General features: G+C 60.3%; 18 protein-coding genes. 9 read left to right on the forward strand and 9 right to left on the reverse strand.

Annotated features, from left to right (window positions below; all coding sequences use genetic code 11):
• Positions 1–105: 105 nt before the first annotated feature.
• Positions 106–696, forward strand: a complete 591-nt coding sequence (locus L4923_RS18030; protein WP_239367587.1) for a hypothetical protein — start codon at positions 106–108, stop codon at positions 694–696.
• A gap of 52 nt (positions 697–748) precedes the next feature.
• Here L4923_RS18030 and L4923_RS18035 read toward each other — a convergent pair whose 3' ends face one another.
• Entirely contained in the window at positions 749–1852 is a 1104-nt protein-coding gene (locus L4923_RS18035) for an NAD(P)/FAD-dependent oxidoreductase (protein ID WP_239367589.1), read from the reverse strand.
• A 60-nt stretch (positions 1853–1912) separates the two neighbouring features.
• Between L4923_RS18035 and L4923_RS18040 the strand changes: the two genes are divergently transcribed.
• The 3 genes from L4923_RS18040 (at position 1913) to L4923_RS18050 (ending at position 4441) form a co-directional block, all read left to right on the forward strand.
• The gene (locus tag L4923_RS18040; RefSeq protein WP_239367591.1) at positions 1913–2242 is read left to right on the forward strand and encodes a barstar family protein; all 330 of its coding nucleotides are present in this window, start codon (positions 1913–1915) and stop codon (positions 2240–2242) included.
• A gap of 9 nt (positions 2243–2251) precedes the next feature.
• Positions 2252–3499 (forward strand): cytochrome P450, encoded by a 1248-nt coding sequence (locus L4923_RS18045; RefSeq protein ID WP_239367593.1) that lies wholly within the window; start codon positions 2252–2254, stop codon positions 3497–3499.
• A 129-nt stretch (positions 3500–3628) separates the two neighbouring features.
• Positions 3629–4441: a methyltransferase domain-containing protein gene (locus L4923_RS18050; RefSeq protein WP_239367595.1), complete on the forward strand. Its 813-nt coding sequence runs from the start codon at positions 3629–3631 to the stop codon at positions 4439–4441.
• An 8-nt stretch (positions 4442–4449) separates the two neighbouring features.
• On the opposite strand, the gene L4923_RS18055 is transcribed toward L4923_RS18050, so the two are convergent.
• The 5 genes from L4923_RS18055 to L4923_RS18075 all read right to left on the reverse strand — a co-directional run bounded on the left by L4923_RS18055 (position 4450) and on the right by L4923_RS18075 (position 8428).
• Positions 4450–4800, reverse strand: a complete 351-nt coding sequence (locus tag L4923_RS18055) for a cupin domain-containing protein (RefSeq protein WP_239367597.1) — start codon at positions 4798–4800, stop codon at positions 4450–4452.
• A gap of 44 nt (positions 4801–4844) precedes the next feature.
• Positions 4845–6128, reverse strand: a complete 1284-nt coding sequence (locus L4923_RS18060) for an O-acetylhomoserine aminocarboxypropyltransferase (RefSeq protein ID WP_239367599.1) — start codon at positions 6126–6128, stop codon at positions 4845–4847.
• A gap of 146 nt (positions 6129–6274) precedes the next feature.
• Complete coding sequence (locus L4923_RS18065) at positions 6275–6796, reverse strand: CoA-binding protein (RefSeq protein ID WP_239367601.1); 522 nt, start codon at positions 6794–6796, stop codon at positions 6275–6277.
• Positions 6793–7557 carry a GNAT family N-acetyltransferase gene (locus L4923_RS18070; RefSeq protein WP_239367603.1) on the reverse strand — a complete coding sequence of 255 codons (765 nt, stop codon included), beginning with the start codon at positions 7555–7557 and terminating at the stop codon, positions 6793–6795. The genes L4923_RS18065 and L4923_RS18070 overlap by 4 nt, the downstream gene beginning before the upstream one ends.
• Positions 7558–7609: 52 nt before the next feature.
• Entirely contained in the window at positions 7610–8428 is an 819-nt protein-coding gene (locus tag L4923_RS18075; RefSeq protein WP_239367605.1) for an enoyl-CoA hydratase, read from the reverse strand.
• Positions 8429–8599: 171 nt separating this feature from the next.
• On the opposite strand from L4923_RS18075, the gene L4923_RS18080 reads away from it, so the two are divergent.
• Positions 8600–9046 (forward strand): PaaI family thioesterase, encoded by a 447-nt coding sequence (locus L4923_RS18080; protein WP_239367607.1) that lies wholly within the window; start codon positions 8600–8602, stop codon positions 9044–9046.
• Between the two features lie 6 nt (positions 9047–9052).
• Here L4923_RS18080 and L4923_RS18085 read toward each other — a convergent pair whose 3' ends face one another.
• Entirely contained in the window at positions 9053–9928 is an 876-nt protein-coding gene (locus L4923_RS18085) for a sigma-70 family RNA polymerase sigma factor (protein ID WP_239367609.1), read from the reverse strand.
• 113 nt (positions 9929–10041) lie between these two features.
• Between L4923_RS18085 and L4923_RS18090 the strand changes: the two genes are divergently transcribed.
• From L4923_RS18090 to rpsI, 3 genes are all read left to right on the forward strand, one after another.
• Entirely contained in the window at positions 10042–10500 is a 459-nt protein-coding gene (locus L4923_RS18090; protein ID WP_239367611.1) for a carboxymuconolactone decarboxylase family protein, read from the forward strand.
• 331 nt (positions 10501–10831) lie between these two features.
• The gene (gene rplM / locus L4923_RS18095) at positions 10832–11293 is read left to right on the forward strand and encodes a 50S ribosomal protein L13 (protein WP_129410383.1); all 462 of its coding nucleotides are present in this window, start codon (positions 10832–10834) and stop codon (positions 11291–11293) included.
• Between the two features lie 2 nt (positions 11294–11295).
• Positions 11296–11772 (forward strand): 30S ribosomal protein S9, encoded by a 477-nt coding sequence (gene rpsI / locus L4923_RS18100; RefSeq protein ID WP_239367613.1) that lies wholly within the window; start codon positions 11296–11298, stop codon positions 11770–11772.
• Positions 11773–11869: 97 nt separating this feature from the next.
• Here the strand turns inward: rpsI and L4923_RS18105 are convergent, their stop codons facing one another.
• Both L4923_RS18105 and L4923_RS18110 read right to left on the reverse strand, forming a co-directional pair.
• Entirely contained in the window at positions 11870–12922 is a 1053-nt protein-coding gene (locus L4923_RS18105) for a glycerophosphodiester phosphodiesterase family protein (protein ID WP_425530968.1), read from the reverse strand.
• A gap of 186 nt (positions 12923–13108) precedes the next feature.
• The gene (locus tag L4923_RS18110; protein ID WP_239367615.1) at positions 13109–13732 is read right to left on the reverse strand and encodes an invasion associated locus B family protein; all 624 of its coding nucleotides are present in this window, start codon (positions 13730–13732) and stop codon (positions 13109–13111) included.
• A 219-nt stretch (positions 13733–13951) separates the two neighbouring features.
• Here L4923_RS18110 and L4923_RS18115 point away from each other — a divergent pair, with 219 nt between their 5' ends.
• Positions 13952–15766: an extracellular solute-binding protein gene (locus L4923_RS18115; RefSeq protein ID WP_239367617.1), complete on the forward strand. Its 1815-nt coding sequence runs from the start codon at positions 13952–13954 to the stop codon at positions 15764–15766.
• Positions 15767–15806: the final 40 nt, after the last annotated feature.

The raw sequence follows: 15806 nt of genomic DNA on the forward strand, positions 1-15806 counted from the left end.
GGCATGAGCCACCGTTAACGAATTTTAAAGAATCCGCTTTTCCGGCGATCTCCATCCGCTAAAGTTGAAGCGAGTGGCGTAAGTTCGCGTAAAAAGGGGTGGCATATGTTGAAGAAGCAGCTTTCGCTGGCCGTAACCGCACTGATCATGCTCGGTACCGCCTCCGAAACGGTGGCCGGCGGCCGCGCGGTCGAATGTTACGAGCCGTACCGGACCCGTCCGGTCTACGACACGATCTACGGAGAGGAACAGGTCAGTCCTGGCTACAGCCGGGTTGTGAGGACACCTCCCATTTATGGAACACGCCAGCGCGCCGTACTAATCCGTCCAGAACGCGTCACCTATGAAGTCATCCCCGCAGTCGTCGACACCCGCTACCGGACCGTGCAAGTCTCGGATGGCGGTTATGGCTGGGAGTGGCGCTGGATCAATGGTCGCCGCGTGCTGTGCAAGATCAAACACAAACCGCGCTACGAAAGAGTGGCCGAGACCGTGGTGATCCAGCCGGAATCGCGCCGCCGCGTCGTCATCCCTGCTGAATATGGCTATGAGACCGAGCAGGTCGTAATCCAGCCTGGTTCTGAGCGCGTCCTGGAAGTTCCTCCGACTTATCGGCAGGTCGCACGCCGTGTGATGGTCTCCGAAGGCCAGACCGGCTGGCGCCGCGTGCACATTCCGCGCCATTGCCAATACTGAGCGGGCAGCTTGCCGACAAAGGCAGGGCATTTGCTCCGGCTTTGTAGCGCATTCAAATCTGTTCGGCTCGAAGCCAATGTTTCAGCCTGTCGATATCGCCGTCGCCCACAGCAAGGGCGACGCGCCGGCCAACCGCGGCGCCGAATTTGTAGCCGTGTCCCGAACAGGCTGAAATGATAAGGCACTTGCCCTTTTCACGCGCCAGGAACTTCTCATCCGCCGTGAACGTATAAGCGCAGGTCACGACATCGGTGACCCGGTATTCCTTGATCCGGGCAATCGGGGGTGAGAACAGGTCGCGGATCTGCTCACCCTCGCCTGCGATCGCTGTGCGGTTCCGGTCAGCATCTTCGGTCGGCACCTTATGAAGACCTGAGCCGAATTTCATTCCTGCGCCGCGCGTCAGCGGGATCATGTAGCCATCCGTCTTGCCGCCGACATCGAGGATAACGGGCGCGGTTTCCCAGGCAGAGCGCAAGTCGGCCGGCGGTTCGACATAGGCGAGCGCGGTACGGTAGGTCTTTAATTCGTCGCCCAGTTCTGGAAACAGCTTCAGGACCCAGGCGCCAGCCGTGACGACCACGCGGCTGGCTCGCAGGCTTTCACCATCGGCGAGGGTAACCCTTCCGGCTTCGGCGTCGACGGCGGTCACCTTGCAGTTTTCGCGCACATTGGCCCCGTGGGCACGCAGCCACTTCGCCATCGCTCCTGCGATCTTGCGACAATGAAGTGCGCCGCCATCCGGCGAAAAGTAGGCGTAGCGAAAAGTGCCGGCTTCCAGAAAAGACCAGCGTTCGACGGCCGCTTCAGGTGTCAGGAGTTCGATTGGCCAACCGCCCGCCTCCATGCCCTCTCGATATTCCTCGGCTTCATCACCCGGCTCGCGCGATACACAGAGGAAGCCGCGCTGGTCGAGATGGTTCTCACCCAGATCGTCCCACAATTCTTCCCAAGCGCCATAGGCCTCGCTGATCAATTGGCCATAGCCGGTATCTGCGCGATAGGCACGGCGGATGATGCGGTGATGGTCGCCCGACGCCGCCAGCGGATTTGGGATCGGGCCCTGCTCCAGAATGGTGACGCCGTGTCCGGCCTTGATCAGGGACCAGGCCGTGGATAGGCCGGCAATGCCGGCGCCGACGACGATGACGTCCATATTGGCAACCCCCTTCTCATGCGGGAAAATCGGATCGACTTCACAATCTTGGAGCATTTCTTGCAACACCGTTTCGTCCGCATCGACTGCTCCGAAGCCGCCGATCTGCATGATCTTTTCGCCGAAGCCTTTGGTTTGCCGGATTTATACGGCCACAACTGGGACGCCTGGATCGATTGCATGTCGCATCTGGACGAACCGGATGCTGGCCTTTCATCCATCCATGTGGAAAAAGGCGGCATCGTCACCATTCACCTGAGCCAAGCCGAGACGCTGAAACGCAATCAGCCGAATTTGCTGGCTGCCTTGTGCGAAAGCGCGGCTTTCGTGAACTGGCGACGCGTCGAAGCGGGTTTCACCCCGATCCTGTGCCTTTCCTTCGCAAGCTGAGACCGATTTATGCCGACGAAGCCAGCCTATCTCTCACTCGACCCGGCCAACCGGCATGTTAGCCTCGATCCGCATGAGCCAGCCTTTGTCCAGAACCCATATGAGGCTTATGCCTGGCTGCACGCCAACAGCCCGACCTTCTTCTGGAAAGAATTCGGCTTCTGGTGCCTGGGCGGCTACGACACGGTGAACAGCCTGCTCCGCGACCGCCGCTTCGGCCGCCAAAACCCGGCCGGCATCCCTGACAGCCGGGGGCTCAACCAAGATCGCAGCCATCTCACCGCCTTCGACGCGATCGAAGCCAACTCCATGCTGGAGCTGGAGCCACCGGTGCATACGAGGCTGCGCACATTGGTCAACCGCGCCTTCGTCTCGCGCCAGGTGGAGCGGCTGCGGCCGCGCGTGGAGGCATTGGCCAACAAATTGATCGATGGCTTCGAGCCAGACAGACCTGTGGATCTGCTGCCTGCCTATGCTGCGCCGCTTCCGATTACCATCATCGCCGAGATGCTCGGTGTGCCGGTCGAGATGGGACCGCAACTGCTCGACTGGTCGCACCGGATGGTGGCCATGTATATGCATGGCCGCACCCGCGAGACCGAGGATACGGCCAATCACGCCGCCCGTGAATTCGCGGATTTCCTGCGCGGCTATGTCGCGGAACGGCGCAAGCAGCCGGGCGATGATCTGCTGTCGCTGCTGATCTCTGCCCAGGAAGACGGTCAGAAGCTGACGGAGGATGAACTGGTTTCCTCGACCATCCTGCTGCTCAATGCAGGCCACGAGGCAACCGTGCACCAGACCGGCAACGCAGTGCGTTCGCTCCTCGCGCAAGGCGGCGATCCTAGGCGTTTCTTCACATCTCCCGAGGCGACCGCAGCCACGGTGGAAGAATGCCTGCGCTATGACGCGCCACTGCACATGTTCACCCGTTATGCCTATCAAGAAATTGAGGTGGTGCCAGGGGTGACGATAAAGCCGAATGAACAGGTCGGCCTGCTTCTCGGCATGGCGAACCGCGATCCCTCTGCCTTTGCGGCACCGGATGTCTTCAACGCGGACCGCAGCGACCAGAAGAATGTCTCCTTCGGCGCCGGCATCCACTTCTGCATTGGGGCGCCCTTGGCCAGGCTGGAATTGCAGGTCTCACTGAAGACATTGTTCGAGCGGCTGCCGATGCTGCGGTTCGCCGAGGAACCGCGGTTCCGTGACACCTATCACTTCCATGGGCTGGAAAGGCTCAGCGTCCGCGTCTGACGCACCCGCTTTTTGCGTGAGCGCTATGTGAAGTCTCTCACGCCAACACGACCATTCCGTGCTATCCTGCGTTGTTCGCAGGCAATGTTTCAGGTCGCCGTACGTCTCGATGAGGGGGAGCGTGCATCAATGCGGCAGGACAAATATCTGCTTGGCCGCGGTCCGGCCGAGGAAGCACGTCTGAAAAGACAGATCGCGAACCTCGCACCGGACTCCGACGCCCAGTTTGAACGCATCGGCATCAAGCCGGGTGAACGGGTCATCGATCTCGGTTGCGGTCCCGGTGGCGTGCTTCATCTGCTTGGAAAGCGTGTCGGCCCGTCAGGCTCGGTGCTTGGCCTTGAGCGCAGTCCGCATTTTGTCGAGATGGCGCGCCGCTTCGTAGCCGACCACGCGCTACCGCACGTCGAAGTGCGCGAGGGCGACGCCTACGACACCCGATTGGAACGCGGCTCATTCGATGGCGCCCATATGAGACTGGTCCTCGTCAATGTGCCGGAGCCGCACCGCATCGTGCGCGAGATGGTGGCGCTGGTGCGTCCGGGCGGCTGGGTCGCCAGTTTTGAGGCTGATTTCGTCGCCCACTTCTGCGATCCGCCGCTCCCGGCCTGGGAGAGGCTGCTCAATACCTATACCGCTTACTCAACGGCGCAAGGCATAGACCTGTTCATCGGGCGGCGCACGCATCGCTTGTTCCGCGAAGCGGGCCTGACCGATATCCATGTCGACGCTGCCTATCATGTCTATCCGCTCGGACATGATCGCCGGCCGATGCTCTATGAATTCGTCAACAATGTGCGCGAGCAGATGATCGATCAGGGTTTCGTCGCGCAGCACGACCTTGAAGCGGATATGGCCACGCTGACAGAGCACCTGGCAAATCCCGACGTGCTGGTGACGTCGCACACCTTCTTCAGGGTCTCGGGCCGGAAACCAGGATAGAGAGGCCGTCAGAGCTTGATGACGTATTCCTTGCGGCAGGTTTCGAGCACTTCCCAGCTTCCCTTGAAACCCGGCCTGAGCACGAAACTGTCGCCTGCCCGCACAGTGCGCGCTTCACCGCCCTCCTCTGCGATCACGGAGACACCGGCGAGGATGTGGCAGAACTCCCATTCGTCATAGACGATGCGCCATTTGCCGGGCGTCGATTCCCATATTCCGGCATAGAGGCCGCTGTCACGCTCCTCAGCGTTCCAGGTACGGAACTGCGGATCGCCTGAAATCAGCCGATCCGGCGCTGGTGCGCCATGCTCCGGCTCGACGCCATCAATCGAAACGGTGAGGAATTTCGGCTCGCTCATGAAAAAGGCTCCGGTCTGGTCCGGAGCCTTCTGTGCCATGCCGATCAGGCTTTGGCGAGCGCCTGTTCGAGGTCTGCAATGATATCGTTGACGTCCTCGATGCCGACCGAGAGACGAACCGTGTCCGGTCCGGCACCAGCTGCCACCTTCTGTTCGTCGGAAAGCTGGCGATGTGTTGTCGAAGCCGGGTGAATGACCAGCGACTTGGTATCGCCGACATTGGCCAGATGCGAGAACAGTTCCAACGCCTCGACGAATTTCACGCCGGCATCGTAGCCGCCCTTGAGGCCGAAGGTGAAGACGGCGCCGGCGCCCAATGGCGAGTACTTCTTGTGCAAGGCGTTGTTCTTGTCCGTCGGCAGGCCCGGATAGGACACCCACGAAACTTTGGGATGGTTGGCAAGCCAGGCGGCGACAGTCGAGGCATTGTCGCAATGGCGCTGCATGCGCAGCGGCAGCGTCTCCAGGCCGGTCAGGATTAGAAAAGCATTGAAGGGCGAGATCGCCGGGCCGAAATCGCGCAGGCCAAGCACGCGGGTCGCAATGGCAAAGGCGAAATTGCCGAAGGTCTCGTGCAGCACCAGGCCGCCATATTCAGGACGCGGTTCGGACAGCATCGGATATTTGCCGGATTTCGACCAGTCGAAGGTGCCGCCGTCGACGATGACACCGCCGATCGAGTTGCCGTGGCCGCCGATGAATTTGGTCAGTGAATGTACGACGATGTCGGCACCATGCTCGATCGGACGCACCAGATAGGGCGTGGCCAGCGTGTTGTCGATGACCAGCGGAATGCCATGCTTGCGTGCGATATCGCCCAGCTTCTCGATGTCGACGAACTCACCGTTCGGGTTGGCCAGACTCTCGGCGAAGATGAGTTTGGTGTTTTCATCGATCTGCTTCTCGAAGGTCGAGATGTCGTTGGTGTCGCCCCAGCGTACTTCCCAGCCGAAGTTCTTGAAGGCGTGGCCGAACTGGTTGATCGAGCCGCCATAAAGCCGGCGCGCGGCGACGAAATTCTCGCCGGATTTCAGCAGCGTATGCGCGACCAGCAGCTGCGCGGCGTGGCCCGATGCCACCGCCAGTGCTGCCGTGCCGCCTTCGAGCGCAGCCACGCGCTCTTCCAGCACTGCCTGGGTCGGGTTCATGATGCGCGTGTAGATGTTGCCGAACGCCTTCAGGCCGAACAATGAAGCGGCGTGATCCGCATCATCAAAAACATAAGATGTCGTCTGGTAGATCGGCGTGGCGCGAGCGCCTGTAGCTGGATCTGGTTTGGCGCCGGCGTGAACCGCGAGCGTGTTGAAACCGGGTGCGCGCTGGCTCATCGAAAACCTCCTCAAATCGCCCCAAAAAATCGCCCGGCATTCTTGGGCGAGCCGCACGCCGAATGCAAAGAAGATTTTCCCTGCCGCGCGCTATTTTTCAGTGCTGCCGCCAGCGTTTCGGCAAAACCGTGGAAAATTGTTGCTGACTACTTCTGGCGAACGCCAAAACTCTGGAAGCCCCGACGCATGATCGGCTTCTTGGAGGACAGCACACCGGAGTTGACGCCATTCCAGCCGATTTCGCCGGAGAGGCGGCCATACTCGATCTTGGGGCAGCGGTTCATTACCACTTTGATGCCAGCGGCCTCCGCCTTCGCCGCCGCTTCGTCATGGCGCACGCCGAGTTGCATCCAGACGACTTTGGGAAGCGGATCGAGTGCCAGGATCTCGTCGACGATGCCAGGCACGGCAGCCGGAGCACGAAAGATGTCGACCATGTCGATCGGTTCAGGAATGTCGGCCAGCCTGGCATAGGTCATGCGGCCGAGAATTTCCTTGCCTGCCTGACCCGGATTGATCGGAAACACCGAAAAGCCCTTGGCCAGCATGTATTTCAGCACGAACCAGCTCGGCCGCACATCGTTGGCAGAGGCGCCCACCATGGCGATGGTCTTCACCGAATTCAGGATGCCGGCGATATAGGCGTTGTCATAGGCGTCGTGGTTCATGCTGCATCCGGCGCAAAACGATAATGATAGCTGTAGAGTTCGGTGTTGAAGCCCAAAGCCCGATAAACGGCAAGGGCTGGATGGTTGTCGGCAACGACCTGCAGGCAAGCCTTGTCGGCGCCAGCATCCCGCGCCCAGTTCATCAGAGCGCCGACCGTACGTTTGGCCATCCCCTTGCCGCGATGGTCGGGGTGCGTAGCGACCGACTCCACCACCAACATGCCGTGGCAGAGCACGCCATAGGCAATCGACGCCGTGCGCCCGCCGGCGCGCGACGAGGAAAAAGCCTTGGGCAGGCTGATCGAAGCAACCATGTCGCGGAAGATCAGCGGATCTTTCGCAAGACGGTCCCGCAAGTCAAGCCAGGCTTCCGTTGGTTCAGTCGTTACGATGCAGCCTTCCGCATCGAGAGCCGGCTGGCCAGCAAGCAGGGCTAGCCGGGTCAACGTACTCGCCTGTGTGGTATAGCCACGTCTGTCGAGTTCGGCCGAAATTTCCCGTGTAAAATCGGTGAGGCGAAACACCGGGGCCTGGCGAAAACCTCGATAGAAAGCTTCTACCTTGTCGATGAGGGCAGCCTCGCACTGGCGCTTGCCTGCCAGCGGATTGGCGGAGTTGGTTCGGCGGATGCCGCCGCCCGAACGGCGCAACAACCAGCCATCCACGACCTGTTCCACGGCTGCCGGCCAGGCTTGACGGCAGGCCTCCTCGACGTGCCAGACAGTGTTGGGCTGTATGTCGAGAACGAGGCTTTGGCTCATGCGCTGAAAAGGCCCGGAGCTTCGATGTGAGCGACACGGTCGGATGGCCGCATCACTCGCCCTTCCATTCGGGCTGCCGTTTGCCGATGAACGCCCCAATGCCCTCTTCGGCGTCGCGCGCCAGCATGTTCTCAACCATCACGCGTCCGGCATAGTCATAAGCATCCGAAAGACCCATTTCGGCCTGCGCGTAAAAGGCTTCCTTGCCGGTACGGATCGTCAAAGGCGATTTCGATGCAATGGTTTGCGCGTATTTGGTCACAACCTGATTCAAGTATTCGCGCGGCACGATACGATTGACCAGACCGAATTCCTTCGCTGTTGCGGCGTCGATGGTTTCGCCGGTCAACAACATTTCCATAGCCTGCTTGCGCGAGACATTGCGCGACAGAGCCACCATCGGCGTCGAGCAGAACAGACCAATGTTGACGCCCGGCGTGCAGAATGTCGCTTCGTGGGAAGCCATCGCCAGGTCACAGCTGGCGACAAGCTGCAGGCCGGCGGCCGTCGCCAGCCCATCGACCACCGCGATCACGGGCTTGGGATGGCGCACGATGGTTTGCATCAAGGTCGAGCATGCAGCGAAAGTCTTCTCAAAGAAGGCCCGGCCCCGGTCGCCCTCATTGCGGTGCGCGGTGAGCTCCTTGAGGTCGTGTCCGGCACAGAACACCTTGCCCGATGCTGCAAGCACAATGACCCGTACGGAACGGTCGTCGCGCAACCGGTCGAATTCTGCTTGCAGGGCAGCCATGACAGCCAGCGACAGTGCATTGGCGGGAGGGCTGGCAAGTGTGATCCGTGCGACGCCATTGGCTTGCTCGGCCAGCACCGGCCCGACGGGTTCGGTTTTTATGGCGACGATTTCAGCCACTTCCTGATCTCCGCTGCTCGACGATTCAGCCGTCGGATTCGTTCAATATGGAACAAAACAACTAGCACGCTGCCGGTTGAAGGAAAGGCTTCAAGCATGCTTTCTGAATTTTCGGATCATAACAGGTGCAAAGCAAAGGCCGAAGCACCACGACAGTGAACGGGCAGTGCCATGCCGATGCAGGACGATCTCGAGCCGGTGCTCACGGCCAAAGAGGCCAACGCGCTTCTGAAATCAGTCTATCCGCAGCTCAATGACGATTATCTCGCCTATGAGGCCATCGACATCTTCCCGGGTGGTTGCACCGTTCGCCTCAACGCGGACGAACGGCACCTGCGGCCCGGCGGCACGGTCTCGGGCCCGTGCCTGTTCACGCTGGCCGATATCGGCGGTTACGTCTGTGTGCTTTCGCATGCCGGGCCGGATGCATTGTCCGTTACTACCAATCTCAACATCAATTTCATGCGCAAGGCCGAAGCAGGCCCAATTCTCGGCCACTGCCGCATCCTGAAATTGGGCAGGAGCCTTATGGTCTATGACATCGACATCGTCGCGGGTGCGACAGGCCACACGGTAGCACAAGCGACTGGAACCTATTCGATCCCGCCCAAGCGCTGATCGCATTCAGTCGAGGACATTCACCTGGAGCCCGGCGAGGCTTTCGGCATCCGCCACGGCGTCGATGCCAATGATACGATCCCCTTTCAGCGTCACACGCAGAACCAGCAGCGTCTTGCCGTGGGATTCCACCAGGACACCAAGAGCGCCGTCGAGCGTGGCAGGTTTGGCGCCACGCGCACGGCCCTTGAAGTGGATTGCGACGGCCTCCGGTCCACGCAGTTCGGCCTCGGATCCCAGTCGTGTCGCCGCCTCATCGGCCCTGAACACGACCTCAGGATCGAGAATGGACAGCAACGCCTCGAAATCGCCGTCGCGCGAGGCGGCGAGAAAGGCTTCGATCACCCTGCGTTGGCGCGCGCGATCTGCTTCGGGGGAGATCGGAGTGCCTTGCACGCGCTGGCGGGCACGACTGGCGAGCTTGCGCGTGGCATCGGTAGTGCGCCCCACGATCGGTGCGATGTCGTCGAAGGGCAGATCGAACATGTCATGCAGCACGAAAGCGACCCGTTCAGCCGGACCAAGAGTCTCCAGCACGACCAGCATGGCAAGGCCGACGGAATCGGCCAGGGCGAGCTGATATTCGGGATCGTAAGAAGCGGTGCCGGATTCCGATGGCAGATCGGATTCGCTCTCGCCCATGGGATCTTCGCGACGCAATTTGCGTGAACGCAGCATATCCAGGCAGATACGCGCCACCACCGTCCTCAGCCACGCGCCGAGGTTGTCGACATCGCCGATGTCGGTCCGGTTCAGCCGCAACCATGCTTCCTGTACGGCATCCTCGGCTTCGCTGCCGGAGCCAAGGATGCGGAAGGCGACGGCTCTCAGATGAGCGCGATTCGCCTCGAACTGGTCTGCAAGACTCTTTTTTTCGTCCATCGGTCACATTCCCTGTCTGCCGTGCGTTATGTCGATGACGAACGAAATCCGGCCGATGTGACCGACAGGCGCCGGAATCGTCGCGAACCCGATCTAACACGGAGATGAGAACCATGCAGGCGAGAATGAAAAACCCCGTCTTTGTTATTCCGGAAGCGATGCAGGCGCTGATGGCGCTCAACAAGGCTACGGAAAAGAGCGGCCTTTCCGAGGTCACCACCAAACTGGTCCACCTGCGTGCCAGCCAGATCAACGGCTGCAGCGTGTGCGTCGACATGCATGCGCAGGAGCTGAAGAAAGCCGGCGAGACCGACCGCCGCATCTTCGCCGTGGCCGCCTGGCGCGACACGCCGTTCTTCAATGATGCAGAGCGGGCGGCGCTGGCGCTGACCGAAGCTGTCACGCGTCTTGCCGACCGTTCCGACGCAGTGCCGGACGATGTTTGGGATGAAGCCAGCAAGTATTATGACGAGAAGGCTATATCCGGGCTTCTCCTTCAGATCGCGCAGATCAATGTGTGGAACCGATTGAACGCCAGCGTGCGTCAGGTGGCTGGCGCCGCTTGGAATTGACCGAGACACGTATTGAGGGTCGGAGTAAATACCCCGGCCCTCAAAGTAGTTGGTCGCCAAGCTGTCCAAATGGCGCAAAACGAGCATCATTTAGGCAATAAGGATGCGGTAAAATAATACCTTTTCGCTAATCTATTGTTTTTATGGTATTTTTTAGCATATCCGAAGCCTCCCGTCGCTTGACGACATCGATGCCCTCTCCTATAAGCCGACGCAAAGCAGCGGCCCGCAAAGGCCGCCGTTTTGTTATTGGCGGCGGGCAGATGCCGACCGGCAATGAAAGCAACAAGAAACGCCTTCTTCTGAAGGTCCGAAACGAAAGCATGTAACCATGGCAACCTTTTCGCAGAAGCCTGCGGACGTGGTGAAGAAGTGGGTGCTGATCGACGCCGAAGGTCTCGTCGTCGGTCGTCTGGCATCGCTCGTCGCCAACATCCTCCGCGGCAAGAACAAGCCCACCTTCACGCCCCATGTCGACGACGGTGACAACGTCATCATCATCAACGCCGACAAGGTCGTTTTCACCGGCAAGAAGTACACCGACAAGGTCTATTACTGGCACACCGGTCACCCCGGCGGCATCAAGGAGCGCACCGCGCGCCAGCTGCTCGAAGGCCGCTTCCCGGAGCGCGTTGTCGAGAAGGCCGTTGAACGCATGATCCCGCGCGGCCCGCTCGGCCGTCGCCAGATGAAGAACCTCCGCGTCTATGCAGGCGCCGAGCATCCGCACACCGCCCAGCAGCCTGTGACGCTTGACGTCGGCGCGCTGAACGCCAAGAACAAGAGGGCTTGATAATGGCTGAGCTTTCCTCGCTCGCAGAACTCGGCTCGGTCGCGCAGACCGCGCAGCCGGCCGCTCCGGTCCACGTCCAGAAGCTCGACAAGTCGGGCCGCGCCTATGCCACCGGCAAGCGCAAGGATGCCATCGCCCGCGTCTGGGTGAAGCCTGGCTCCGGCAAGATCACTGTCAACGACAAGGAATTCGGCGCCTATTTCGCGCGTCCGGTCCTGCAGATGATCCTCAACCAGCCGATCATCGCGGCCAACCGCACCGGCCAGTACGACATCGTCGCCACCGTCACCGGCGGCGGCCTCTCCGGCCAGGCCGGCGCTGTGCGTCACGGCATCTCCAAGGCGCTCACCTATTACGAGCCGGCGCTGCGCGCCGTTCTCAAGAAGGGCGGCTTCCTGACCCGCGACAGCCGTACCGTCGAGCGTAAGAAGTACGGCAAGGCCAAGGCCCGCCGCAGCTTCCAGTTCTCGAAGCGCTAAGCGTTTCGCCAGACTCAGATCCAAAAGGCCGCCTCCGGGCGGCCTTTTTCATTTGGTCAATAGGAAACGGGGCAGAGCCAGCCTTGCGGTTTACAATTCAGTTGATGCTGGCCGTCGTCGTCGGCATTTCGGGCCGCTTTTGGCCATAAGGCACACGATAACCCTTGGCAGCCAACCATTCGATAGCAGCCCGAGGCTCATCGGTCTGGATGATGGTCGCCCCACGCTCGACCCAGAAACCCCAACTTTCGGCGGGCATGCCTGCAGCGACTGCCAATTCGTCACCGCGGCCGCCGGCCAGGAAGCCGCCTGGCTTGTTGAGGATCGCGTAGGTGTTCGCCCACAAGTGCCACCCGCCGCGTATGGCGGTTGCGCGCATGCGGGTTGAGAACAGCGCGCCGCCGGTTTCGGTCAGCGTCTCGGCGCCGTTACGCCAATTGATCAGTTCCATGGCATGGGAATTGAAGGTGCGGGCAACCTTCTCGACAAAACCCGCATCGCGCACGGCATCATCTGCGATGATCGGCATAAACTGGAAGCCCCTGCCCGCTGCTTTCAACGCAGTTCCGACTTCGGCGATGCGGGCATCGTTCCATATATTCTCTTTCACCACCACTTGCTCGGCCATGCCAAGCGCCTTCGCTTCGGCGATGATACCCGGCAACGCCTCGGTGCCAAGCTTGTTGTCGACATTGACGAGGATGCGGCCCCGGGTGACGGCGAGCAATTCGGCAAGCGTCGAGACGGCTTCATTGGTTTCGGCGCGACCCGCTTCGACCACCAGCCGACAATTTCTGAGTTCCGCCAACGTGCGCTCCGCAGCTTCGCCTTTGCACGTCGTCGTACGGTCCAGCCAGCTGTCATGCATGACGATGAACGCGCCATCTTTCGATCGGCGCACATCCACTTCGATCATTTCCGCGCCGGCTGCGACCGCATCTTCGACCGCCGCAAGCGAATTCTCCGGGAAGCGGGCTTTGGCGCCTTGCAGGCCACCGGCGCGATGCGCAACGACCATGACATGGTCACGCCACTGGTTGGCATGCTGCAGGCGATCGAGGATGAGGGCGGTCCGATCTTGCGCCGCCGCGCTACCGAGCGTCATCGTCAGCATCGCGGCGAGTGCCGCGCCGAGCCGTGCCATCCGCATCAAGAATCGCTCCGTGCCGGGTTAGTCGGCGCTGCTCATAGCGACCCGGCATGACGGCGGCGTGAACGAAGCCGGCTTCAAAATCCGGCAATTCGAGGCTGTGGCTGGCATTCGATCAACAAAAAGCCCCGGTCGAAACCAGGGCTTTTTCATTCGGTATCACCCGGCCTTCAGGCCGCGCTGCGATTACTGCGCCGTCTTGGCTTTCTCCTGCTCTTCCTTGAGCTTCTTGGAGAAATCCTGGTTGTTCTTGGTGACGAACTCCTGCAGCTTCTTCTGGCGATCTTCGAGATCAGACTGCTGCATGGCGGGGCCATCGAAAGCGGTACCAAAACCAGTCAGTGGAATCTTGATGGGATTCGGCTGGTTCTGGAAATTGATCGAGGTCAGCGTGATCTGCTGGCCCTTCTTGAAGGACGTGACAAGCTGATCCGTCAGCGGCACCTCGGCAACACAGCGATCCGGGAAGCAGATGACATAGTCGAGCTTCTGTGCCTTGCCGTTGTCGACCTGCAGGCCGATGCCAGGAGGAACGAGACGACCGGTGGGAACGGTAACCTGGAAGACCTTGCGGTTCACCTTGCCACGCAGATCGATCAGGCTGACGCCGGTGAGCAGCTGTCCGTTGCCAGCAGTCTGGATATTCTGCACGTTGCAGATGTCGACGTCTTCCTGCTTGGTGCAGGCTTTGAACCAGCCCTGTGGGATCTGCTGCTGAGCGGAAGCAGCCGGAACGCCCGCACCCAGGATGCCGACCACGCCGACGGCCATGAGCGAAAGACGATGAGCTTTGCTGTTCAGGCTCTTCATATGATGAACTTCCTCTACCTTGATCCCCGTAGCGGCCTTCAGACCTTGGCGTGCTACCTCTTGCCCAAATGAGGCAACAGAATGACTTTGCCCGGCGTGTTACACCGGCATTGTTCCCGAATCCAGCCCAATAGCGGCATTTCTTGACTATGGCCACGGTACGGCCACAGCTCATGCTAGGTTGCGTCTCGAATCACATATTCCGTTTGAGGATACGGCATGAGCCGCTCGTTTTATTGGCTGACCGCCGCTTTTCTCCTGGTTGGCAGCTCACTGGCCCCGGCTGAGCCGAAACATGGCATCGCCATGCAAGGCGAACCGGAATTGCCAGCCGGCTTCACACATTTTCCCTATGCCAATCCTGATGCCCCGAAGGGTGGAAACATCACCTATTGCGTGGTCGGCTCCTTCGACAATCTCAATCCATTCATCATCAAGAGCCTGCGCACCACCGCACGGGGCGTGATCGACACCATTTATGGTAACCTCGTCTTCGAACCGCTGATGCAGCGCAATTTCGACGAGCCGTTCGGCCTTTACGGCCTGCTTGCCGATAGCGTCGATATGGATCCCGAGCGAAAGTGGATCGAGTTCCATATCGATCCCAAAGCCAGGTGGTCGGATGGACAGCCGGTGACACCGGAGGATGTGCTGTTCACCTATGACGTTTTCACGGAGAAAGGTCGTCCGCCCTACTCCGATCGCATGAAGCGGGTGGAGAAGCTTGAAAAGACCGGTGAGCGCAGCGTGCGCTTCACGTTCAACGAACTGTCGGACCGGGAATTCCCGCTCATCATCGCGATGACGCCGATCATCCCGAAACACACCTTCGATAAGGAGACGTTCGACAAGACGACTCTGAAGCCGTTGATCGGTTCAGGCCCCTACACGGTCGAGAAAGTGGTCCCCGGCCAACGCATCATCTTCAAGCGCAACCCTGATTACTGGGGCAAGGACATCCCGTCCAAGCGGGGCTTCGACAATTACGACCGCATCACGATCGAATATTTCCTCAATTCCAATGCGCAACTCGAGGCTTTCAAGAAAGGCATCTGCGCCGTCAACATGGAGACCGATCCGGTCAAGCGCGAGCGTGACATGGATTTCCCGGCCTTCAAGCGGGGCGAAGTGGTGGCGGAGACCTTCAAGAGCGGCATTCCGCCGGTCGTCACCGGCTTTCTTTTCAACACGCGCCTGCCGAAATTCGCCAATGTGGAGGTGCGCCGTGCGCTCGGCATGCTCTACGACTTCGAATGGGCCAACAAGAACCTGTTCAGCAACCGCTACGCGCGCCTGAAAAGCTTCTGGCAGGATTCCGAGCTTTCGGCGCTCGGTCATCCGGCCAGCGAAAAGGAGAAGGCGCTTCTGGCACCCTACCCGGGCCGCGTGCCTGCCGACGTCATGGATGGCACCTGGCAGCCACCCGTCACGGATGGCAGCGGCCAGGACCGCAAGGTACTCAAGGCAGCTTTTGAGATCCTGAAAGGCCAGGGCTACCGCATCGAAAATGGCCAGATGCTCGACCCGCAAGGCCAGCCCCTCACCTTCGAAATCCTCACCTCATCACAGGACGAAGAGCGGCTCGCATCGCTTTATCAGCGCACTCTGGCCAAGATCGGTGTTGCGGTTTCGCTTCGTGCGCTCGACGGCGACCAGATCCAGTCGCGCAAGCAGCGCTACGATTTCGACGTTTTGATCGGCGCGAGCGGTTTCAACAATTCGCTGTCGCCTGGCATTGAACAGCGCGGCCGCTGGGGATCGGAGGCGGCCAAGGTCGACGGCTCGTTCAATCTGGCCGGCGTTGCCGACCCCGCGGTGGATGCCGCAATCAACGCCATGCTCAACGCCCGCACCAAGGAAGATTTCGTTGCCGCAGTGCGTGTACTCGACAGGCTGTTGATCTCGGGCAACTATATGGTGCCGATGCAGTACAATCCCGAACAGTGGGTCGCCTACTGGACTTATCTGGAGCATCCGAAAGTGACACCACTGTTCGGCTACCAACTGCCGGTGTGGTGGCGCAAACCGAACTGAACTCCGGGGCGGTTCCGATTGTCGCGGAAACGCTCCGACA

It is taken from the genome of Terribium retamae, assembly GCF_022347545.1.
In the GTDB taxonomy this organism is placed as follows: Bacteria; Pseudomonadota; Alphaproteobacteria; order Rhizobiales; family Rhizobiaceae; genus Mesorhizobium; species Mesorhizobium retamae.